This is a genomic window from Streptomyces subrutilus, from assembly GCF_001746425.1.
Classification (GTDB): domain Bacteria; phylum Actinomycetota; class Actinomycetes; order Streptomycetales; family Streptomycetaceae; genus Streptomyces; species Streptomyces subrutilus_A.
The window spans coordinates 5,481,574-5,504,609 of sequence record NZ_MEHK01000001.1; the positions used below are offsets into that span (position 1 = coordinate 5,481,574).

The 23,036-nt window shown below is 73.6% G+C and carries 7 protein-coding genes and 1 pseudogene; all 8 read left to right on the plus strand.

Going from position 1 to position 23,036, the window contains the following annotated elements:
* Window positions 1-47 precede the first annotated feature (47 nt).
* The 8 genes and pseudogenes from BGK67_RS25710 (at window position 48) to BGK67_RS39465 (ending at window position 23,011) form a co-directional block, all read left to right on the plus strand.
* Window positions 48-647, plus strand: coding sequence for a DUF5998 family protein (locus BGK67_RS25710; RefSeq protein WP_069924106.1), 600 nt, complete (start codon window positions 48-50; stop codon window positions 645-647).
* A complete protein-coding gene (locus BGK67_RS25715; protein ID WP_069922295.1) occupies window positions 647-1,852 on the plus strand; it encodes an alkaline phosphatase family protein in 1,206 nt (401 codons plus the stop codon). Before BGK67_RS25710 ends, BGK67_RS25715 begins: the two co-directional genes overlap by 1 nt.
* 60 nt (window positions 1,853-1,912) lie before the next feature.
* Window positions 1,913-2,563: a thymidine kinase gene (locus tag BGK67_RS25720; RefSeq protein ID WP_069922296.1), complete on the plus strand. Its 651-nt coding sequence runs from the start codon at window positions 1,913-1,915 to the stop codon at window positions 2,561-2,563.
* A gap of 560 nt (window positions 2,564-3,123) precedes the next feature.
* On the plus strand, window positions 3,124-4,110 hold the full coding sequence (locus BGK67_RS25725) for a Gfo/Idh/MocA family protein (RefSeq protein WP_069922297.1): 987 nt from the start codon (window positions 3,124-3,126) through the stop codon (window positions 4,108-4,110).
* A complete protein-coding gene (locus tag BGK67_RS25730) occupies window positions 4,107-5,108 on the plus strand; it encodes a Gfo/Idh/MocA family protein (protein ID WP_069922298.1) in 1,002 nt (333 codons plus the stop codon). The genes BGK67_RS25725 and BGK67_RS25730 overlap by 4 nt, the downstream gene beginning before the upstream one ends.
* A gap of 246 nt (window positions 5,109-5,354) precedes the next feature.
* Window positions 5,355-5,981, plus strand: a complete 627-nt coding sequence (locus BGK67_RS25735; RefSeq protein WP_069922299.1) for an FMN-dependent NADH-azoreductase — start codon at window positions 5,355-5,357, stop codon at window positions 5,979-5,981.
* A 28-nt stretch (window positions 5,982-6,009) separates the two neighbouring features.
* Complete coding sequence (locus BGK67_RS25740) at window positions 6,010-7,206, plus strand: cytochrome P450 (RefSeq protein ID WP_069922300.1); 1,197 nt, start codon at window positions 6,010-6,012, stop codon at window positions 7,204-7,206.
* A 32-nt stretch (window positions 7,207-7,238) separates the two neighbouring features.
* Window positions 7,239-23,011 (plus strand): annotated as a pseudogene (locus BGK67_RS39465) (type I polyketide synthase).
* Window positions 23,012-23,036 lie beyond the last annotated feature (25 nt).

Consider the following 23,036-nt stretch of genomic DNA (forward strand, 5'->3'; position numbering starts at 1 on the left):
GTCCGGGCGCGGCCGGGATGCCCCGTAGGGGCCTTAGGATGGACCTCATGGCGAAATCCGGTACGACGACCCAGGGGCTGCGCACGGCGATCGAGCGCAGCGGCTACTACCCGGCCCTCGTGGCCGAGGCCGTGGAGGCCGCGGTGGGCGGCGAGCCGATCTCGTCGTACCTGGTCCACCAGGAGACGACCTTCGACTCCAACGAGGTCCGCCGCCACGTCACCGTGCTGGTCCTGACCGGCAACCGCTTCATCGTCAGCCACACCGACGAGCAGGCCGCGGACGCCGGGTCCCCGTCGCCGTACGCCACCACCTCCACCGAGTCGGTCAAGCTCTCCAGTATCTCCTCCGTGGTGCTCAGCCGCGTCGTCGCCAACCCGGAGTCCTACACCCCCGGCACCCTGCCGCGCGAGGTCGTCCTCACCATCGGCTGGGGCGCGGTCTCCCGGATCGACCTGGAGCCGGCCGCCTGCGGCGACCCGAACTGCGACTCCGACCACGGCTACACGGGCAACTCCACGGCCGACGACCTCAGCCTGCGGGTCAGCGAGGCGGGCGACGGCCCCGAGGCCGTGCGCCAGACCCTGGTCTTCGCGCAGGCGCTCTCCGAAGCCACGGCGGCCACGTCCTCCCCCTCCGCCCGCTGATGTCGTACCCCGCGGCGCAGAACTGGCAGGACGAGCCGGAGCTGCTGGACCTCGCGGCCGCGCCCGTCCCCGAGTACGGCACGGGCTCGCTCGCCGACCTGCTGCCCACCCTGGTGGCCGGGCAGGGCGTCCCCGGTTTCTCCGCCGCCATCGCGGAGCTGGCCCCGGCCGACCGGAACTGCGTGTTCCTGGTCGACGGGATGGGCTGGGAGCAGATCAAGGCCCACCCGGACGAGGCCCCCTACCTGGCCTCCCTGCTCGGCAGCTCGCGCGGCGGCACCGGCCGCCCGGTCACCTCGGGCTTCCCCGCGACCACCGCCACCTCGCTGGCCTCGGTCGGCACCGGTCTGCCGCCCGCCCGGCACGGCCTGCCCGGCTACGCCGTGCGCAACCCGGCCACCGGCGAGCTGATGAACCAGCTCCGCTGGCAGCCGTGGACCCAGCCGAAGGCCTGGCAGCCGTACCCGACGGTGTTCCAGCAGGCGGACGCGGCCGGAGTGGCCACCGCGCAGGTGTCCTCGCCCGCGTTCCAGACCACCCCGCTCACCAAGATCGCCCTCAGCGGCGGCACCTTCCTCGGCCGGATGACCGGCGAGGAGCGGATGGACCTCGCGGCGGACCGCCTCGCGGCCGGCGACCGCTCGCTCGTGTACACGTACTACAGCGAACTCGACGGGGCCGGCCACCGGCACGGCGTGAACTCCGACGCCTGGCGCGGCCAGCTGATGTACGTCGACCGGCTGGTGCAGCGGCTCGCCGAGCAACTCCCGCCGCGGACCGCGCTGTACGTGACCGCCGACCACGGCATGGTGGACATCCCCTTCGACGAGGAGTCGCGGATCGACTTCGACGAGGACTGGGAGCTGAGCGCGGGCGTGGCCCTGCTCGGCGGCGAGGGCCGGGCCCGGCACGTGTACGCGGTACCGGGGGCCGAGGCCGACGTCCTGACGGTGTGGCGCGAGGTGCTCGGCGACCGGTTCTGGGTCGCGAGCCGCGAAGAGGCCCTGGAGCTGGGCTGGTTCGGGCGGCCGGGGGAGTGCGACGAGCGCGTGCTCGGCCGGATCGGCGACGTGGTCGCGGCCGCGCAGGCCGACGCCGCGATCACCGCCTCGCGCAACGAGCCCAACGAGTCAGCGCTGGTCGGCATGCACGGCTCCATGACCGCGGCCGAGCAGCTCGTTCCGCTGCTCGAGATCCGCACCTGACGGCCACGCCTGTTCCCCCCGCCTCCTGCTGCCCATGACCCGAAAGGTCCTGTACTTCCCATGCCCGAGCTGGCGTTCTTCTCCGGAACGATGGACTGCGGTAAGTCGACCCTGGCGCTCCAGATCGCCCACAACCGCGATGCGCGGGGCCTGCAGGGTGTGATCTTCACCCGGGACGACCGGGCGGGGGAGGGCAAGCTGTCCTCCCGCCTCGGGCTGGTGACCGACGCGGTCGAGGCGCCGGAGGGCATGGACCTGTACGCGTACCTGGTCGCCGAGCTCTCGGCAGGCGGCAGGGCGGACTACGTGATCGTGGACGAGGCGCAGTTCCTGGCCCCGGCCCAGATCGACCAGCTGGCCCGCATCGTGGACGACTTGGGCCTGGACGTCTTCGCCTTCGGGATCACCACCGACTTCCGCACGAAACTCTTCCCGGGCTCGCAGCGCCTGATCGAACTGGCGGACCGCCTGGAGCAGCTGCAGGTGGAGGCCCTGTGCTGGTGCGGGGCCCGGGCCACGCACAACGCCCGGACGATAGGCGGCGAGATGGTGGTCGAGGGCGCCCAGGTCGTTGTCGGCGACGTGAACCGCCCGGCGGAGGAGATCGGTTACGAGGTCCTCTGCCGCCGCCATCACCGCCGCCGCATGACCTCGGCCGCGGCCCGCGCCGGCGCCCTCTCCCCGGACGTCCTCCCGGTCAACCACGCCTGACCGGGTGCGCCGCCGCGTCCTCGGTCACGCGATCAGCGAGTCGGCCAACGCAGCGACGAGGCGGGCGAATTCGGTACGTTGCCGGTCGGTCAGTGTGGCGTGGAGCGGCTCCTACAGCTCGTCGGTGAGTTGCCCGGCACACTGCCATCGGGGGTCTGGGCCGCAGCAACCGGAGGCGGCTCCTGCCGGCCATAGCGGGTTGCCTGCTCGACGCCGAGGATGATGACCATGGCCGCTCGGGCGCTCAGCCCGTGCAGGCGTACCGCGGCCGGACGGCAGCCGCCGCGGTGTTCCCGCAGTACGTGCATGCGCTGGGGAGGGCCGCACCACCGTCTCGCACAGCAGAGCCGGCACCCCGGTCGGGCCGGTCGTCGTGCCCGGCCCCGGCACCCGTCCAGGACTACTCACGCTGGTGATGGTCCCGGCGCGGGGGGCGGGTGAGACTGGTCGGACTTCAGACGCGCCGGGCGTCGGCAGTCGTGTCGGGCGGTGTCAGGCCGGGGGCTCCCGTGGCCGGGTCGTCTGTGAAGACGACTGGGAAGAAGGGCCGGGGGGATGCCATGCGGCAGCTTGAGGTAGCACTGATCGGCGCGGGACTGATCGCACGTCTGCACCTGGAGGCGTGGATCACCGTCGGGGCGTCCGTGCGCGTCCACTCCACCGACGGACGCGCGGCCGAACTGGCGCGCGAGTGCGGCGGCAAGGCGGTCGGTTCCCTCGACGAGGCGCTGGACGGCGCGGACCTCGTGGACATCTGCTCTCCGACGGACAGCCACCACGGGATCGCCATGGCCGCCATCGCCGCGGGGGTGGGCGTGGTGTGCGAGAAGCCGCTGGCGGCCTCCGCCACGGAGGCCGAGGAGATCGTCACAGCGGCGGAACAGGCCGGAGTGCGGCTCATCGCGGCCCACGACGTACGGTTCGCCCCGGCGTACGCGCGGCTCCACGAGCTGGTGGCGGCAGGCCGCCTGGGCACGGGCACGGTCGCCCGCTTCACCGTGGCCGGCCACCACCCGCGGCCCTGGACCGGCCATGCCTCCGCCGCGTCGGGCGGCATCCTGACGGATCAGATGCTGCACGGCGTCGACATCGCCTACTGGGTCTTCGGGGACGTCGTGCGGGTGCACGCCCAGTACCAGGGGGAGATCGCGGCGCCGGCACCGACGGGGGCCGTCGCGGTCGGAACCGTCGTCCTCACCCACGCCGGCGGCGCGCTCAGCCACGTGGTGAGCCGGTGGACGGCGACGCCCGAGCCGCCCTACCGCCTGACCTACCAGGTCTCGGGTACGGGCGGGACGGTCACCTACGACTCCGAGTGGCCCCAGGAGATCCAGGTGCTCGGTGACGCGGCCGCGCACTTCGGGCACTTCGGGGAACCGCCGTTCGTCGCCGAGATCCGTGAGTTCGCCCAGGCGTTCACGGGCGGTCCCGAGTCCCGCCTCGGTCCGCAGGACGCGCTGGCGGCCATCCGCATCACCCAAGCCGCGGCGGAGTCCGCATGGACCGGCCGCGCCGTGGAACTGCCCGTGAAGGGGTCTGCCGCATGAAGGTCGCCGTGTTGTCGTTCGCCCATGAGCGCGCCGCCACCTACGCCCGGCTGCTGCACGCCATGCCCGGCGTCGACCTGGTCATCGCGGACCCCGACGGTTCCCCCGACGACCCGGCCCGGGGGCGGGCCGTGGCCGGCGAACTGGGCGCCCCGTACGCCGATGGCTGGGACGAGGTGTTCGCGCTGCGCCCCGAGGCCGTGGTGGTCGCCGGCGAGGTCGCCCGGCGCCGGGAACTGGTCGAGCGGGCGGCCGAAGCCGGCGCGCAGGTGCTGTGCGAGCAGCCGATGGCGGCCACGGAGGCCGACGCCGAGGCCATGGTGCGCGCCTGTGAGGATGCGGGGGTGCGCCTCACCCTCGTGTCGCCGGCCTGCTTCAGCCCGGCGTTCGCCGCCGTGCGCCAGGGGCTCGCCGACGGTGAGCCGCTCGGCCGGCTGACGACGCTCCACGGCGCGTACAACAGCCCCGCGACCGGGGAAGCGGAGGGCGACGGGGCGCTGGGCGTCCGCGCGGCCGTTCTCCTGGACATGGTGGACGCCGTGCTCGGCGGCGAGCCGCCCGAGCAGGTGTACGCGCAGACGAACAGCGTCCTGAGCGCCGAGCCGGGCGTCGAGAGCGCGGCACTCGTCTCGGTGCGGTACGCGGACGGGACGGTCGCGTCCATCGACTGCAGCTGGAGCCTGTCGGCGCGGCATTCCGCGGCGAGCGGACCGGCCATGACCTTCATCGGCGACCGGGCCAGCGCGGAGTTCAACGCCCGCCCGCGGCTCCTCGGCGGATTCGACGCCGCCACGGACGGCGAGCGGTGGGAGCCCGGAGGCGCGGACCTGTACGCGGTCATGCTCGGCGAGTTCGTCACCGCCGTCGGCAGGGGGCAGGCAGTCGGCCCGGACGGCGCGGCCGGGCTGCGCGCGCTGCGCATCATCGAAGCGGCCCGTGCGTCGGCGCGCACCGGACAGCCCGTCGACATGACCGTGCCGGCGGTGGCACGCCCGTAGCGCAGCGCCCTCTCGGGCGGAGCTCCTGGAGCACGGCGGACCCCGGACCCCCGGCCGTTTCCAGGAGCTCCGCCATATCCGCAGCCGGCCGGCTCCCGCCCTACCAGGCTGAGGGATGTGGCGCCCATGGGGGCTCGCCTAGGCTGGCCGAGGGGATCAAAGACCGCGCCATAGTGGCGAATCCGAGAGCCGTCGCGCGCGTGTCTGAACGTACATTTCTTTTCAATCGTTAAGGGGCCGTCCAGGATGTCTCACCTCCTGCACGTAGATTCGAGTTTCGGCACTCAATCCGTATCGAGGGAGCTGACAGGCTATTTCGCGGCGGAATGGCGCAAGAACCATCCTGGTACGGGATACGTCCACCGCGATCTCGCAGCCGAGCCGGTGCCGCACATCTCGCACGCCGTGCACCAGTCCCTCCTCTACCCGGACGCCGAGCACGGGCAGAGCGCGGAAGAGCGCGACCTCACCGCCGCGATCACCCGTGAGGTGCTGGAAGCGTCGGTGATCGTCCTCGGCGTGCCGATGCACAACTACGCAGTCCCCACGACCCTCAAGGCCTGGCTGGACCGCATCGTCCACCCGGGCCACATGGTCATGCCCGGCAACACCGGTCCGCTCAGCGGAAAGACGGTCGTGGCCGTTCTGGCGAGGGGCGGCTCGTACGCGCCCGGCACGCCCCGCGAGCACCACGACTTCCAGCAGCCGTACCTGAAGGCGATCCTGCAGTCGGTCGGCCTCGGGGAGGACCTGACGTTCGTCACCGCCGAGTTCACGATGGCCGCGGTCGCCCCGCAGATGGCACACCTCAAGCCGATGGGCGAGGCCTCGCTGAAGACCGCGTACGACACCCTCGCGAAGCTGGCCCAGTAGCCCCGGTCCGTCCGGAGAGAAGGAAGCCATGAGCGACGCAATCTCCTTCGAACTGCCGTGGGCGCGGACCCACCCGTTCGATCCTCCCGCGATATTCGATTCCCTTCGCGAGGAGCGGCCGCTCGCGCGAATGGTCTACCCCGACGGCCACGTCGGCTGGATCGCCACCAGTCACGAGCTGGTGCGCAAGGTCCTCAGCGACCCGAGGTTCAGCCACAACCTGGAGAACTTCCACTTCCCGGTGACGCGCTTCGGAAAGCCGGTGACCGGCTCCTCTCCGGAGATCCCGGGGATGTTCATCCACATGGACCCGCCCCGCCACACCCGGTACCGGCGCCTGCTGACGGCCGAGTTCACGGCTCGGCGGGCGAACCAGCTGACAGCGCGCGTCGAGGCCGTGGCCGCCGAGCAGATCGAGGTGATGCGCGAGCACGGCGGTCCGGTGGACCTCGTCACGAGCTTCGCCAAGCCCCTGGTCCTGCGGGTGCTGTCCGAGGTGGTCGGCCTCCCCTACGAAGAGCGTGACCGGTACGCGCACGCCCCGACCGTCCTGCACGACCCGGACTCGCCGGAGGAGGAGGTCGCAGCCGCCTTCGGGCAGGTGATGTCCTTCATTGTCGAGGTCATCGAAAGAAAGCGGAAGCAGCCCGGGGACGACCTCATCAGCCGGCTCATCGCCGACGGGCAGCTGACCACCGAAGAGCTGTGCAACATCGTCACCCTCCTGCTGTTCGCGGGCTACGAGACCACCGAGAGCGGGCTGGCCGTCGGGGTGTTCGCCCTGCTGCACCACACGGACCAGCTGGCGGCCCTCCGAGCCGACCCGTCGAAACTCGACGCCGCCGTCGAGGAGCTCCTGCGCTACATCAGCATCAACCAGTACGAGATGTACCGCACCGCGTTGGAGGACATCGAGCTGGGCGGTGAGCTGGTCAAGAAGGGCGACACCGTCACGGTGTCCCTGCCCGCGGCCAACCGCGACCCGGCGAAATTCGAGTGCCCCCACATGCTGGACATCGACCGGGAAACCTCCGGCCACGTGGCGTTCGGATTCGGCGTCCACCAGTGCCTGGGCCAGAACCTGGCGCGCGTCGAACTCCGCGCCGGCCTGTCGGCCCTCCTCCGCGAATTCCCGGACCTTCGATTGGCTGTCGCAATCGATGAGGTCCCGCTGCGGCTCAAGGGTTCCGTCTTCGCGGTGAAGAGCCTGCCTGTCTCCTGGTAGCTCTTTTCTTCTCTGAAAGGATTTGCGGCGCAGTGCGCACCGAACTCATCAAGCCACTTCCCGTCGCACTCCTGGAGAACGCGACCCGCTTTCCGCACAAGACCGCCTTCGCGGACGACCGGCGAGCGGTCACCTACGGTGACCTCCAGACGCGCACGCGCCGGCTCGCCGGGCATCTGGCGGGCCTCGGCGTCCAGCGCGGCGACCGGGTGGCCATCTGCCTCGGCAACACCGTGTCCACGGTCGAGAGCTACCTGGCGATCGTGCGCGCCGCCGGCATCGGCGTGCCGCTCAACCCGGCATCGTCCCTCGCCGAGCTGGAGTACCTGCTCGCCGACAGCGGCGCCACGGTGGTCATCACCGACTCCGTGCAGGCGGAGCGGTTGCGGGGCTCGGCCGTGGCGTCCGGCCTCACCCTGCTGGTGACGGGGGAGGCCCCCGCCCGGCCGGGGACCCACTCGTACGACGAACTCGCGGCCGGCGAACCGGCCGAAGCGGCCAGGGACGACCTCGGACTCGACGACGTGGCCTGGATGTTCTACACGTCGGGCACGACCGGTCGGCCCAAGGGCGTCCTGTCGACGCAGCGCAACTGCCTGTGGTCCGTCGCCTCCTGCTACGTACCGATCCCCGGACTGACGGACCAGGACCGGGTGCTCTGGCCGCTGCCGCTGTTCCACAGCCTCTCGCACATCGCGTGCGTCCTGTCCGTCACCGTGGTCGGCGCCACCGCCCGGATCGTGGACGGCAGTTCCGCGGCGGACGTGATCACGGCGCTGGCCGAGGACGGTTCCACCTTCCTGGCCGGTGTTCCCACCACGTACCACCACCTGGTGGCGGCCGCCCGGCAGAACGGATTCTCCGCCCCCGCCCTGCGGATCGGCCTGGTCGGCGGTGCGGTCACCGGATCCGGGCTGCGCCGGGAGTTCGAGGAGGTCTTCGGCGTCCCGCTGGTCGACGCCTACGGCAGCACCGAGACCTGCGGCGCCATCACCATCAACCCGCCGGACGGCGACCGCGTCGAGGGGTCCTGCGGCCTGCCCGTGCCCGGCGTCGGGGTCCGCATCGTCGACCCCGCCACCGGACTCGACGTACCCGTCGGCCAGGAGGGCGAGGTGTGGGTCAGCGGGCCGAACGTCATGGTCGGCTACCACAACAGCCCCGAGGCCACCGCCGCGGCGATGCGGGACGGCTGGTACCGGACCGGCGACCTGGCCCGGCGCGACGACGCCGGCTACTTCGCCATCCGCGGCCGGATCAAGGAACTCGTCATCCGCGGCGGGGAGAACATCCACCCCGAGGAGATCGAGGCGGTTCTGCGCACCGTCGAGGGTGTCGCCGACGCGGCGGTTGCCGGCGTACCGCACGAGACGCTCGGGGAGGTACCGGTCGCGTACGTGGTCCCCGGCCCGTCCGGCTTCGACACCGCGACGCTGATCGACAGGTGCCGCGAGCAGCTCTCCGCGTACAAGGTGCCTGAGCAGGTCCACGAGGTCGACGCCATCCCCCGGACCGCATCGGGCAAGACCAAGCGCCGCATGCTGGCCGATCAGCCGAGCCGGCTGCGGTACGAGGCGATCGGACACCGCGACGCGCTGGTGGGCGGCCGGCCCGACGCGACCGTCGCGGCAGCCCTGCGGGACCGGCTGTCCGGTCTGGAGGAGCGCACGCAGCTGGCACTGCTCGAAGACCTGGTCCGTACGCAGGCCGCCGTCGTGCTACAGCAGCCGGGACCGGATTCCATCCCGTCCGACCGGGCCTTCCGCGACCTGGGCTTCACCTCGATGGCCATCGTCGCCCTGCGCAACCGGCTGGTGGAGAACACCGGGCTGGCGCTGCCCACCACCGTCGTCTTCGACCACCCCACTCCGGTCGCACTGGCCGGCCGCATACGGGCCGAGGTCCTCGGGACCACCGGGCCGGTGACCGAGCCGGTCCTGGCGGCCGACCCCGACGAACCGGTCGCGATCGTCGGGATGGCGTGCCGGCTGCCGGGCGGCGTGACCGGGCCGGAAGACCTGTGGCGCCTGGTGTCCGAGGGCCGGGACGCCCTGTCGTCCTTCCCCGAGGACCGCGGATGGGACCTGGAGGGCCTGTTCGACCCGGACCCGGACCGTACGGGCACCTCGTACACCGACCAGGGCGGATTCCTCCACGACGCGGGCCTCTTCGACGCCGGGTTCTTCGGGATCTCGCCGCGTGAGGCCCTCGCCATGGACCCCCAGCAGCGCCTGCTGCTGGAGACCTCCTGGGAGGCCCTGGAGGCCGCCGGGATCAACCCGGTCTCCCTGAAGGGAACCGACGTCGGCGTGTTCTCCGGGCTGTTCGGCCAGGGCTACGGCACCGGCGCCGCCGCGGCCGCCCCGGAGCTCGAAGGCTTCACGACCACGGGGTTGGCACCGAGCGTGGCCTCGGGCCGGGTGTCGTACGTGCTCGGGCTGGAGGGCCCTGCGGTCACGGTGGACACGGCCTGCTCCTCCTCGCTCGTGGCGATGCACCTGGCCGCGCAGGCCCTGCGGCAGGGCGAGTGCTCCATGGCCCTGGCCGGCGGCGTGTCCGTGATGGCCACGCCCGGCCACTTCGTGGAGTTCTCCCGCCAACGGGCGCTCGCCGCCGACGGGCGCTGCAAGGCCTTCTCCTCGTCTGCCGACGGCACGGGCTGGGCCGAGGGTGTCGGTGTGGTGGTGCTGGAGCGGCTGTCGGTGGCCCGGGAGCGCGGCCACCGGGTGCTGGCGGTGCTGCGGGGCAGCGCGGTGAACCAGGACGGCGCGTCCAACGGCCTGACCGCTTCGAGCGGCGCCTCCCAGCAGCGCGTGATCCGCCGGGCGCTGGCCGGCGCCGGGCTGGCCGCGGCGGACGTGGACGTGGTCGAGGCCCACGGGACCGGTACGGCTCTGGGCGACCCCATCGAGGCACAGGCGATCCTTGCCGCGTACGGGCAGGACCGCGACGCGGAGCGGCCGCTGTGGCTGGGCTCCCTGAAGTCGAACATCGGTCACACACAGGCCGCCGCGGGTGTGGCGGGCGTGATCAAGATGGTGCAGGCGCTGCGGCACGGGGTGCTTCCGGCGACCCTGCACGTGGACGCGCCCACCCCGCAGGCCGACTGGTCCGCGGGCGCCGTGGAGCTGCTGACCGAGGCGCGGGAGTGGCCGCGCGGCGACCGTCCGCGCCGGGCCGGTGTCTCCTCGTTCGGCGTCAGCGGCACGAACGCGCACCTGATCCTGGAAGAGGCGCCCGTCGGGACGGAGTCCGTCGAGGAGGGGCGGGAGCCCTCGGCGCCGGCCGGTGCGGTGCCGCTGGTGGTGTCCGCGGGGACCGCCGGCTCCCTGGCCGGCCAGGCCGGCCGCCTCGCGTCGTACCTGGAGTCCGCCGCCGACGAGGTGCCGCTGGCCTCGGTGGCCGGGGCGTTGGTGTCGAGCCGTGCGGTCTTCGGTGAGCGTGCGGTGGTCGTCGCCGACTCCGCCGACGAGGCACTGACGCGCCTCCGGGCACTGGCCCGGGGCGAGAGCGCGCCCGGTCTGGTCTCCGGCAGCACCGCCGGGTCCGGTGCGCCGGGCAGGGTGGTGTGGGTGTTCCCGGGCCAGGGTTCGCAGTGGGCGGGCATGGGCCGTGAACTGCTGGGTTCCTCCCCGGTGTTCGCGGAGCGGATCGCGGAGTGTGCGGCGGCTCTGGAGCCGTACGTGGACTGGTCGCTGTTTGAGGTGCTGCGCGGGGAGACCGAGCCCGAGCTCATGGAGCGCGTGGACGTGCTCCAGCCGGCGAGTTTCGCGGTGATGGTGGGCCTTGCGGCGGTGTGGTCGTCCGTGGGCGTCAAGCCGGATGCGGTGCTGGGTCATTCGCAGGGTGAGATCGCGGCCGCGTGTGTGGCCGGCGCACTCTCGCTTAAGGATGCCGCCCGCATTGTGGCGTTGCGCAGCCAGGCCATCGCCAAGGATCTGGCGGGTCGGGGCGGTATGGCGTCGGTGGCGCTGTCCGAGGACGAGGCCGTGGCGCGGATCGCGCCGTGGGCGGACCGGGTGGAGGTCGCGGCCGTCAACGGGCCGTCGTCGGTGGTGATCGCGGGTGACGCCGAGGCGCTGGACGAGGCCCTGAGGCCTGTCGGGGATGGAATCCGGGTCCGCCGGGTGGCGGTGGACTACGCCTCGCACACCCGCTATGTCGAGGACGTCCGCGAGGCGCTCGCCGAGGCGCTGGCCGGGATCGAGGCGCAGGCGCCGGAGGTGCCGTTCTACTCGACCGTGACCGGCGGTTGGATCGCGGACGCCGGGGTCCTGGACGGTGACTACTGGTACCGCAATCTCCGGGGCCAGGTGGGCTTCGGCCCGGCCGTGGCGGAGCTGCTCGGCCAGGGTCACGGGGTGTTCGTCGAGGTCAGTGCCCATCCGGTGCTGGTCCAGCCGATCACCGAGACCGTCGACACCACCGGTGCCGAGGTCGTGGTGACCGGTTCGCTGCGCCGCGAGGACGGCGGCTTGCGCCGGCTCCTCGCCTCGATGGCCGAGGTGTTCGTCCGCGGCGTGGCCGTGGACTGGAGCAGCGTCCTGCCCGTCGGCGCCGCCTCCGCGCACGTAGACCTGCCGACCTACGCCTTCGACCACCAGCACTACTGGCTCGAGGCGGCAGGATCGGCCACCGACGCCGCGTCGCTGGGGCTGGCCGCCGCCGGTCACCCGCTGCTCGGCGCGGTCGTCGGCATGCCGAACTCGACCGGCTTCATGGCCACGTCGAGTTGGTCGCTCCGGTCCCACCCCTGGCTCGCGGACCACCTGCTGTCCGATGCCGTCGTCGTACCGAACGCGGCCCTGGTCGAGCTGTCCATCCGGCTCGGCGACCTGGCCGCCACCCCCGTACTCGACGTACTGACCGTCGATACCCCCGTCGTACTGCCGCAGCGGGGCAGCCGCAGCATCCAGGTGATCGTCGGCGAGCCCGACGGGACGGGACGGCGGTCGGTGGAGATCTTCTCCCGTGCCGCGGACGCCCCGCTGGACGCGCAGTGGACGCGCCACGCGCAGGGCGCGCTGGCGCCCGCCGGCGCCACCGTGACCGCCGTGAGCGAAGGACGCGTCACCGACGTCGCCCTGGACGGCGCCGCTCTCCGCGACGCGGGCCGGTACGGGGTGCACCCCGCCCTGCTGGACGCCGCCGTCCGTACGGTCGTCCCCGACGGCATGCTCCCCTCCGTGTGGACCGGTGTGTCCCTGCTGGCCTCCGGCGCCGCCGCTCTGCAGGTGCGCCCGGGCGGGACGTCGGCCGAGGGAACCGGTCTGCAGCTGACCGATCCCACGGGGCAGCCCGTCATGACCGTCGAGGCGGTGCGCGGAACCCCGTTCTCCCCCGAACAGGCAGGGATCGCGGGCGCGTTGCCGCACGACACCCTGTTCCGCGTCGAGTGGACGGAATGTGCGCTCCCCGCCCAGGACCGCTCCCTCGACATCCTGTCCGTCACGACCGCCGAGGACGTCGCGGCTTCGGCCGGGTCGGCCACCTCGATCCCCGACGTCCTGCTGTACGAGGCCGAGGCCGTGAGCGCGGCGGCCGACCCCCGGGCATCGGTCAACGCGGCGCTGGCCGTACTCCAGGCCTGGCTCGCGGAACCCGCCCTGGCGGAAACCCGGCTGGCCGTGGTCACCGGGGACAGCGCCGAACCCGACGCGGCCGCCGTGTGGGGTCTGGTCCGCTCGGCGCAGTCGGAGCATCCGGACCGGATCGTCCTCGCGGACCTCGACGACGCGTCCCGGTCCGCTCTGTCGGCCGTCGTACTGAGCGGCGAACCGCAGCTGAGGCTGCGGGAGGGCGTGGCGCAGGTGCCCCGGCTGGTCCGCGTGCCCCTCACGCAGGAGGGGTCGCCGGCCGAAGCCGGGCGGTGCCCGCGGCCGCTGGACACCGAAGGCACCGTACTGATCACCGGCGGCACCGGCACGCTGGGGGCGATGACCGCACGGCACCTGGTCACCGCGCACGGGATCCGGCACCTGGTCCTGGCCGGCCGCCGCGGCCACGCCCCGGAGCTCCACGAGGAGCTGACCGCGCTGGGGGCCTCCGTCACCATCGCCGCCTGCGACATCTCGGACCGGGCCCAGGTCGAGGCGCTCCTGCGGGAGATACCCGCCGAGCACCCGCTGACCGCCGTGGTGCACTCCGCCGGTGTCCTGGACGACGGGGTGCTCACCGAGCTCACCCCGGAACGCGTCGACACCGTGCTGCGGCCCAAGGTGGACGCGGCGCTGCACCTGCACGAGCTCACCCGCGACCTGGACCTCGCCGCGTTCGTGCTGTACTCCTCGGCGGCGGGCGTCCTGGGCAACCCGGGACAGGCCAACTACGCCGCGGCCAACGCCTGCCTGGACGCGCTGGCCGGACACCGGCGCGGCCTCGGCCTGCCGGCCGTCTCCCTCGCCTGGGGCTACTGGGCGACGGTCAGCGCCATGACCGAGCACCTGAGCGCCGCCGACCTGCGCCGCAACCAGCGCATCGGCATGAGCGGCCTGTCCGCCACCGAGGGCATGGCCCTGCTGGACGCCGCCCTCGGTGGCGCCGGCGCGGGCACGGCCGGCACGCTGGTGGCGGCCCGGTTCGACGTGCCGGCCCTGCGGGCGGCGGCCGCCGAGGGTCCGGTTCCCCCGCTGCTGCGGGCTCTGGCCCCCTCGCCGCGGCCGGCGGCTCGCGCCGCCGCTCCGTCCGGGCCCGCGTCCCTGCGGGAGCGCCTCGCCGGTATGGGCGATGGCGAGCGGGCCGACACGCTGGTCGAGCTGGTCCGGCGGCACGCCGCCGAGGTGCTCGGGCACACCGGCGCCGAGGCCGTCCCCGCGGACCGGACCTTCAAGGAGGCCGGATTCGACTCGCTGATGGCGGTGGAGCTGCGCAACCGGCTCGCCGCCGCGACCGGGCTCGCCCTCTCCCCGGTGATGGTCTTCGACTACCCGAAGCCGACGACGCTCGCCGACCACCTGCGCGCCAAGCTCTTCGGCGACACCCGGGAGGCCCCGTCCGAGCCCGTCGCGCCCGCCGTGACGGACGACGAGCCGATCGCGATCGTGGCGATGGCCTGCCGCTTCCCCGCGGGCGTCAACAGCCCCGAGGACCTGTGGCGGGTCGTGGCCGAAGGGATCGACGCCGTCACCGAGTTCCCCGACGACCGGGGCTGGGACATCGACCGGCTCTTCCACGCGGATCCCGACCACGCCGGCACCACGTACGTACGCCACGGCGCCTTCCTCGACGACGCCGCCGGGTTCGACGCCGCGTTCTTCGGCATCTCGCCGAACGAGGCCCTGGCGATGGACCCGCAGCAGCGCCTGCTGCTGGAGACGTCCTGGGAGGCCTTCGAGCGGGCCGCGATCGACCCGACCACGCTGGCCGGAGAGGACGTCGGCGTCTTCGTCGGCGTCAACAGCCACGACTACAGCATGCGGATGCACCAGGCGTCCGGCGTCGAGGGCTTCCGCCTCACCGGCGGCTCCGGCAGCGTCACGTCCGGCCGCATCGCCTACCACCTCGGCTTCGAGGGCCCCGCCCTCACGGTCGACACGGCATGCTCCTCCTCGCTGGTGGCACTGCACCTCGCGGCGCAGGCGCTGAACCGGGGCGAGTGCTCCATGGCGCTGGCCGGCGGTGTGATGGTGATGGGCACCGTGGAGACCTTCGTCGAGTTCTCCCGGCAGCGCGGGCTGGCGCCCGACGGCCGGTGCAAGGCGTTCGCGGACGGCGCGGACGGCACCGGCTGGTCCGAGGGCGCCGGGCTGCTCCTCGTGGAGCGGCTGTCGGACGCCCGCCGCCGGGGCCACCAGGTCCTGGCCGTGGTCCGCGGCTCGGCGGTGAACCAGGACGGCGCGTCGAACGGCCTGACCGCCCCGAACGGTCCCGCGCAGCAGCGGGTCATCCGCAAGGCCCTGGCCGGCGCCGGGCTCTCCCCGGCCGACGTGGACGTGGTGGAGGCGCACGGCACGGGTACGACGCTCGGCGACCCGATCGAGGCGGAGGCGCTCCTGGCGACCTACGGCCAGGACCGGCAGGGCGACGAGCCGCTGTGGCTCGGGTCCGTGAAGTCGAACCTCGGGCACACGCAGGGTGCGGCCGGTGTCGCGGGCGTGATCAAGATGGTCATGGCCATGCGGCACGGGGTGCTCCCCAAGACGCTGCACGTGGACCGGCCCTCGACCCACGTCGACTGGTCCGCCGGAGCCGTGGAACTGCTGACCGAGGCCCGCGACTGGCCGCGCGGCGGCCGGCCCCGCCGGGCCGGCGTGTCCTCCTTCGGCATCGGCGGCACCAACGCGCACGTCGTCCTCGAAGAGGCCCCCGATCAGCCCCCGGCCGCCCGGCCGGAGCCCGCGCCGGAGCGCGCCGGGGTGCTCGTGCCGGTCCCCGTCTCCGCCCGGACCCCCGCCGGACTGCGCGGCCAGGCCGAGCGCCTCGCCCGGTTCCTCGACGAGCGGCCCGACGTACGGCTCACCGACGCCGCCCACGCCCTCGCGACCACGCGCGCCCAGCTCGACCAGCGTGCCGTCGTCCTGGCCTCCGACCGCGGACGGCTCGCCGCCGACCTGAGCGCCTTCGGGCGCGGTGAGGCGACCCCGTCGGTCGTCTCCGGGACCCCCGTCCCGGGAAAGCTGGCCGTCCTCTTCACCGGACAGGGCAGCCAGTGGGCCGGCATGGGCCGCGAACTCGCCGAGACCTTCCCGGTCTTCCGCGAGGCCTTCACCGCCGCCTGCGCCGCCGTGGAGGAGCACCTGCGCGACCACGCGGAGCGCCCGCTGCGCGAGGTGGTGTTCGCCGCCCCCGGCACGTCCGACAGCGAACTCCTCGACCGGACCATGTACACGCAAGGCGCCCTGTTCGCCCTGGAGACCGCACTGTTCAGGCTCTACGAGTCCTGGGGAGTACGGCCGGACCTCCTCGCCGGCCACTCGATCGGCGAGATCACCGCCGCGCACGTCTCGGGAGTCCTGGGACTGGCCGACGCGGGCAGGCTGGTCGCCGCACGCGGCCGGCTCATGCAGGCCCTGCCCGGAGGCGGCGCGATGGTCGCCGTGCAGGCGACCGAGGCCGAGGTGGCGCCGCTGCTGGCCGCGGCGGCAGGCGCGGTCAGCGTGGCCGCGGTGAACGGCCCCGACGCGCTGGTGCTCTCCGGCGCCGAGGACGCCGTGCTCGCCCTCGCCGCCGAACTGGCCGGCCGCGGCCGCAAGACGCGCAGGCTGCAGGTCAGCCACGCCTTCCACTCCCCGCTCATGGAGCCGATGCTCGACGAGTTCCGCACGGTCGCGCAGAGCCTGTCCTACCGGCCGGCCGAACTTCCCGTCGTCTCCACCCTGACGGGCGAGCCGGCCCGGGACGGGCAGCTCGGCGACCCCGGCTACTGGGTCGAGCAGGTGCGCGGCGCGGTGCGCTTCAGCGACGCCGTCACCGCGCTGAGCGGCCAGGGAGCGGCCACGTTCCTCGAGATCGGCCCGGGCGGAGCCCTCGCCGCGATGGCGCTCGGCACGCTCGGCGCACCGGAGCGGAGCTGCGTCGCCACCCTGCGCAAGAACGGCGCGGAGGCCGACGGAGTCATGACCGCGCTCGCGGAACTGCACGTGCGCGGCGTGGCGCTGGACTGGGCGGCGCTGCTCGGCGCCCCGGCCACGGCCGCCGGGGCCGACCTGCCCACCTACGCCTTCCAGCACCAGCGGTACTGGGTCGAGAACGACGAGACCCCGACGGGCGGCGCGGAGGCCCTGGGCGCCGCCAGTGCCCGGCACCCGCTGCTCGGCACCGTCATCGACATGCCGGGCGACGGCGGCGACCACGGCGTCGTGCTCACCGGACAGCTGTCGCCGCGACACCGGAGCCGGTTCGCCGGCCAGGCGGCCGCGGACGGCACCACCGGGGTGCCGGCCGCCGCGCTCCTGGAGATGTTCCTCCGGGCCGCCGACGAGGTGGGCTGCGGAAGCCTCGAACAGATCGTCGTCGAAGCGCCTTTGACGGTTCCGGCGCACGGCAGCACGCAGGTACGGGTGTCCGTGGACGCCCCCGGTGCGGACGGGCGCCGCCGGGCGGCCGTCCACGCCCGGCCCTTCGACCCCGAGCAGGGCCCCTGGACCTGCCACGCGCGGGCCGTGCTGGTGCCGGGCATGCCGCAGCCGGACTTCGACCTGCGGACCTGGTCGGCGCCCGCGGACGGCGAGGCCCTCCTTCCCGGGGCGCACCGCGTATGGGAGCAGGGCGGGCAGGTCTTCGCGGAGATCGCGGTCGCGGAGGAACACGCCGACGAGGCCGCCCGGTTCACCCTCCACCCGGCGCTCGTCGACACCGCACTGCGCGTCCTGGACTGCCGTACGGCCACGGACCCGCCGGCCTCCGGCGCGGGCCGCCGCGACCTCTCCGCCGGCGCCGGCCTCGCCGTGTACGCGGAAGGCGCGGCCTCGCTGCGGCTGCGGATCACGCCGGGCGAGGACGGGCGGCACCTGCTCGAACTCGCGGACGCGACCGGTGAACCGGTGGCGGTCCTGGGCCCGTTGACCCTGGGCGCGACCGCCGCTACCGCCGCGACCGCCGAGGCCACCGCAACCGCCACGACCGCCGCCGCCGAAGCGCGGCAGCCGGCCCCCGGAGCCCTGACCCGGCGCGTGGTCTCCCGCGGCGAGGGCGCCGGCGGCGCGATGGCCGGTCGGCTGGCCGGGCTGCCGGCCGCGGAGCGGCAGCGGGTCCTCCTGGACCTGGTCCAGGAGAGCGCCGCGCTCGTCCTCGGCCACCGCGACACGGACGGCTTCGACCCGGAACAGTCCTTCAAGAGCCTCGGGTTCGACTCCCTCACCGCGGTCAAGTTCTGCAACCGGATGCGCGACCTCACCGGGCTGGACCTGCCGGCCACGCTGGTCTTCGACTACCCGAACCCGGCCGTGCTCGCCGACCACCTGCGGGCCGAGCTGCTCGGCGAGCAGGCGGCGGTGTCCGCCCCGGCCACGTCGGCGTCGGCTTCCGACGAGCCCATCGCGATCGTGGCGATGAGCAGCCGCTTGCCGGGCGGAGCGGACAGCCCCGAGGAACTGTGGAAGCTGGTCGTGGAGCAGCGGGACGCGGTGTCCGGCTTCCCCCTCGACCGCGACTGGGACCTCGAAGGGCTCTACCACCCGGACCCGGCACACCCGGGCACCAGCTACACCCGCTCGGGCGGGTTCCTCCACGAGGCCGCGCAGTTCGACGCCGGGCTCTTCGGGATCTCCCCGCGTGAGGCCCTGGCGATGGACCCCCAGCAGCGGCTGCTGCTGGAGACCTCCTGGGAGGCGCTGGAACGGGCGGGCATCGACCCGCTGTCCGTCCGGGGCCGTGACATCGGCGTCTTCACCGGAATCGTCCACCACGACTACGTGACGCGGCTCCACCAGGTGCCCGAGGAGGTCCAGGGCTACCTGATGACCGGTACGGCGGCCAGCGTGGCCTCGGGCCGGGTGTCGTACGTGTTCGGCTTCGAGGGCCCTGCGGTCACGGTGGACACGGCGTGCTCCTCGTCCCTCGTGGCGATGCACCTGGCCGCGCAGTCGCTGCGCCAGGGCGAGTGCTCGATGGCACTGGCGGGCGGCGCCACGGTGATGGCCAGCCCGGACGCCTTCATGGAGTTCTCCCGGCAGCGGGGCCTGTCCGCCGACGGCCGCTGCAAGGCCTTCTCCTCGGCGGCCGACGGCACCGGCTGGGCCGAGGGCGTGGGCGTGGTCGTCCTGGAGCGGCTGTCGGTGGCGCGGGAGCGCGGCCACCGGGTGCTGGCCGTGCTGCGCGGCAGCGCGGTCAACCAGGACGGCGCCTCCAACGGCCTGACCGCACCCAACGGCCCCTCGCAGCAGCGGGTCATCCGCAAGGCACTGGACACGGCGGGGCTCACCCCGGCGGACGTGGACGTCGTGGAGGCCCACGGGACCGGCACGGCCCTGGGCGACCCGATCGAGGCGCAGGCGCTGCTGGCGACCTACGGCAAGGGCCGCGACCCGGAACGGCCGCTGTGGCTGGGTTCGTTGAAGTCGAACATCGGCCACACGCAGGCAGCCGCGGGTGTGGCCGGTGTGATCAAGATGGTCATGGCGATGCGGCACGGGGTCATGCCCGCCACGCTGCACGTGGACGAGCCCACGAACCAGGTGGACTGGTCGGCGGGCGCGGTGGAACTGCTGACCGAGCCGCGGGAGTGGCAGCGCGCGGGCCGTCCGCGCCGGGCCGCGGTCTCCTCCTTCGGAGCCAGCGGCACGAACGCGCACCTGATCCTCGAAGAGGCGCCCGCCGAGGAGGCGGAGCCCCTGGCGCAGGAGCAGACGCCTGCCGCAGTGGTCCCGCTGGTGGTGTCGGCGCGCAGCACCGGCTCCCTGGCCGGCCAGGCCGGGCGGCTCGCGGCGTTCGTCGAGGGCGCCGAGGGCGCTCCGCTGGCGGCGGTGGCCGGGGCGCTGGTCTCGGGCCGTGCGGTGCTGGGCGAGCGGGCGGTCGTGGTGGCCGGCTCGGAGCAGGAGGCGCTGGCCGGGTTGCAGGCACTGGCCCGCGGCGAGAGCGCCCCCGGAGTGGTGTCCGGCAGCACCGGCTCGGGCAAGCCGGGCAAGGTGGTGTGGGTGTTCCCGGGGCAGGGTTCGCAGTGGGCGGGCATGGGCCGTGAACTGCTGGATTCCTCGCCGGAGTTCGCGGAGCGGATCGCGGAGTGCGCGGCGGCCCTGGAGCCGTACGTGGACTGGTCGCTGATGGAGGTCCTGCGCGGCGAGAGCGCCCCCGAGCTCATCGAGCGCGTGGACGTTCTTCAGCCGGCCAGCTTCGCCGTGATGGTGGGCCTGGCAGCCGTGTGGACCTCGGTCGGGGTCAAGCCCGATGCGGTGCTGGGCCACTCCAGGGTGAGATCGCCGCCGCCTGCGTGGCCGGGGCGCTGTCCCTGGACGACGCGGCGCGCGTGGTGGCGCTGCGCAGCCAGGTCATCGCCAAGGACCTGGCCGGGCGCGGCGGGATGGCTTCGGTCGCGCTGAGTGCGGACGAGGCCGTCGCCCGGCTCGCGCCGTGGGCGGAGCGGGTCGAGGTGGCCGCGGTCAACGGGCCGTCGTCGGTGGTGATCGCCGGTGACGCCCTGGCCCTGGACGAGGCCCTTGAGGCGCTGTCGGGCGAGGGCGTCCGGGTCCGGCGGGTCGCGGTGGACTACGCCTCGCACACCCGGCACGTCGAGGACGTACGGGACACGCTGGCCGAAGCGCTGGCCGGGATCGACGCGCAGGCGCCGAAGGTGCCGTTCTACTCCACCACCACCGGTACGTGGGTGGCGGACGCCGGGGTCCTGGACGGCGGGTACTGGTACCGGAACCTGCGGGGACAGGTGGGCTTCGGTCCGGCCGTGGCCGACCTCATGGGTCAGGGTCACGGGGTGTTCGTGGAGGTCAGTGCCCATCCGGTGCTGGTCCAGCCGATCACCGAGACCGCCGACGCCACCGACACCGACGCGGTGATCACCGGTTCGCTGCGCCGCGAGGACGGCGGCCCACGCAGGCTCCTCGCCTCGATGGCCGAGCTCTTCGTCCGCGGCGTGACCGTGGACTGGACCGGTGTCCTGCCGCAGGCGGCGCAGACCCGGCCCGTCGACCTGCCGACCTACGCCTTCGACCGCCAGCGCTACTGGCTGCAGGAAGCGGAAGCGGCGGCCGGTGAAGCCGCCGACGCGGCGGACGGCGCGGACTCCGACTTCTGGGCGGCGGTCGAGCAGGCCGACCTGGACTCGCTCGGCGAGCTGCTGGAGATGGCCTCGACCGACGAACGCAGTGCGCTGGGCACCGTCGTTCCCGTACTGGCCGAGTGGCGGGGAAGGCGCCGCGAGCGGTCGACGGCGGAGAAGCTGCGCTACCACGTCACCTGGCAGCCGCTCGACCGCGAGACCGCCGGCGTACCGAGCGGCCGCTGGCTGGTCGTCGTACCGTCCGACCGTGCGGACGGCGGCGCGGCCGACGCCCTCCTGGAGGAGCTGACCGGTCTCGGACTCGGCACGGTCCTGCTGGCGGTCGGGGCATCCGACCTCACCCGCAAGCGGCTCGCGGAGCGGCTGGCCGACGTAGTGGCCGAACACGACCTGGCCGGTGTGCTGTCCCTGCTCGCCATGGACCAGCAGACGGGCAGCGGCCCCGAGGACCCGACCGCGGTCGCGGCGCCGACGCTCGCGCTGATCCAGGCCCTGGGCGACAACCTCGTCACGCAGCCCCTGTGGTGTCTGACCAGGGGCGCGGTGAACATCGGCATCCACGACACCCTCACCTCACCGGCGCAGGCGTCGCTGTGGGGCCTCGGCCGCGCCGCCGCGCTGGAACGCCTCGACCGCTGGGGCGGCCTGGTCGACCTGCCCGTCGTGACCGACCCGCGCACGGCCCAGTACCTGCTCGGAGTGCTGAACTCCGCCGCGGGTGAAGACCAGCTCGCGGTCCGACGGTCGGGCGTGTACACCCGCAGGCTGGTGCGCAAGGCCGTACCTGAGTCCACCGGCGACAGCGGCTGGCAGCCCCGGGGCAGCGTCCTGGTGACCGGCGGCGCCGAAGGCCTGGGCAAGCACGTCTCCCTCTGGCTCGCCCAAGCCGGCGTGGACCGGCTCCTCATCACGACCACGGCGCAGGCGGCGGACCGATGCGTGCCGGAGCTGACAGCCGAACTGGCCGGACTGGGCCTGGCCACCACGGTGGAGTCCTGCGCGGACTCCGACCGGGAGGCGATCGCGCGGCTGGTCGCCGAGACGGCCGCCGAGCAGCCGGTCACGGCCGTGGTGCACGCCGCCGACGTCCAGCAGACCAGTTCCATCGACGACACCGGAGCGGACGACCTCGCCGGGGTGTTCGCGGCCAAGGTGGACACGGCCGTATGGCTGGACGAGCTGTTCGAGCGCACGCCGCTCGACGCGTTCGTCGTGTTCTCCTCGATCGCGGGCGTGTGGGGCGGCGGCGGCCAGGGTCCGTCCGGAGCCGCCAACGCCGTCCTCGACGCCCTGATCGAGTGGCGCCGCGCCCGTGGACTGAGGGCGACGTCGATCGCCTGGGGCGCCCTCGACCAGATCGGCGTGGGCATGGACGAGGCGGCCCTCGCGCAACTGCGCCGCCGCGGTGTCCTCCCCATGGGCCCCCAGCTCGCGGTGACCGCGATGGTGCAGGCGGTGCGGGGCAACGAGAAGTTCGTGGCCGTGGCCGACATGGACTGGGGTGCGTTCATCCCCGCGTTCACCTCGGTCCGCACCAGCCCCCTGTTCGCCGACCTGCCCGAGGCGAAACAGGCGCTCCAGGCCCTGCAGGGCGACACCGAGAGCAGCGAGGCCGCCTCCTCCCTCGCAGACTCCCTGCGGGGGGTCGCGGAGACCGAGCAGAACCGCATCCTGCTCCGCCTGGTCCGCGGCCACGCCTCGACCGTCCTCGGCCACAGCGGCGCGGAGGGCATCGGCCCGCGCCAGGCCTTCCAGGAGGTCGGCTTCGACTCGCTCGCCGCCGTCAACCTCCGCAACAGCCTGAACGCGGCCACCGGGCTGCGGCTGCCCGCAACGCTGATCTTCGACTACCCCACGCCGGAAGCGCTGGTCGGCTACCTGCGCACCGAACTCCTCCGGGAGGCCGACGACGGCCTGGACGAGCGGGAGGACGAACTCCGGCACATCCTCGCGTCCGTGCCGTTCGCCCGGTTCAAGGAGGCCGGCGTACTGGACACCCTCCTCGGCCTCGCCGAGGCGGACGCGGACGCGTCCGCGCCGGAAGCGGAACCGTCGGCGGCTGCCGCCGACGTGGAACTGATCGACGCCATGGACGTTGCCGATCTGGTGCAACGGGCCCTGGGCAAGACGAGCTGATCGCCTGTGAACGAATCGTGGAGGA